At 26.6% G+C, this 996-nt stretch carries 2 pseudogenes; both read right to left on the bottom strand.

The annotated features are described in order from the left end of the window. Window positions 1-362, bottom strand: a pseudogene (locus AJ881_RS04775) (motility associated factor glycosyltransferase family protein); the annotation flags it as partial. After that, window positions 362-996: pseudogene (locus tag AJ881_RS04770) on the bottom strand (motility associated factor glycosyltransferase family protein); the annotation flags it as partial. The pseudogenes AJ881_RS04775 and AJ881_RS04770, both read right to left, overlap by 1 nt.

Genomic DNA, 996 nt, shown 5'->3' with positions numbered 1-996 from the left:
AGCTCTTCACTCAAATCCAATGCACTTAAAGCTAGGATAAAAAGTTCTATTTCGCTTTCAAATACAAAAAGATGTTTATAGTGTTTAGCTAAATTTTTAATAAGCAAGGCATTGCCTATACCATAAATACATACGAAAGGATATCTAGGAGTTTTTTCTAAAATACTTTGATAGAAAAAATTTAATTCTTCTTCTAAATTTTCATACATAAAAACATTATGAGTTTTATCATAGATATTTAAATTTTCATCTATATTAAAACGAGAACAAGTTTTATTTTGTATGAAATTTAAAAGTTTATTTCCTAAGGGTTCATTTACCCCACTTAATAAAGCTTGTATGTTTTTTTCTAGTATGGTCATTAGCTTTCCTTAAAAGAATTGATGATAATATTTATTCTTTGTTCTAACTTTTCTATAAAATAAAACAACCATTCATCATAAGCTTTGATATAAGCACTGATGAAACTAGCATGATCTAAAATATTTTCTTTATAAACTAAGCTTATCCTAAGTCCTCGTTCATAAATCACTGCTTTTAAAATACCATCCTGTATAAACTCATCTGTATCTAAAGAGTGATTGAAATTTTCTATATTTTGATAAACTTTTTCTAAAAATTCCAAAGGTAAAATAAAATCTTTACTGAGTATGTTTTCTAAAATTTGTTTTAAAGCTAAAGCATCGTCTAAAAATCTTTTAGCATTATCTTGATCTTTTTGTATTTTTTCTTTGAATTTAACTAGGAGTTTATCACTTCTATTTTTAGTTAAATTTTTGGGAAGTTCAAACTTGGGTTTAAATTTTGTAAGGAGTTTTTCACAACATTCTTTAAAGGAAAGTTCTTCAGTAAAATTAATCCTTGCTCCACCTTCAGTGGCATTGTAAAATTTAGCTTTTTGTTCGTTGCAAGCAAAAAGATATTCAAGCTTTATGCGATAATCATTCCAAGCAATATGAGTTAAAACTTCACCTTTACCTGCATAGGCGGTGACTT

Origin of the sequence: Campylobacter sp. BCW_6460, from assembly GCF_001762705.1 — a bacterium.
In the GTDB taxonomy this organism is placed as follows: Bacteria; Campylobacterota; Campylobacteria; order Campylobacterales; family Campylobacteraceae; genus Campylobacter_D; species Campylobacter_D jejuni.
The sequence above is the reverse complement of the archived record's forward strand: the minus strand, read 5'-3'. Positions and strand labels throughout refer to the sequence as shown.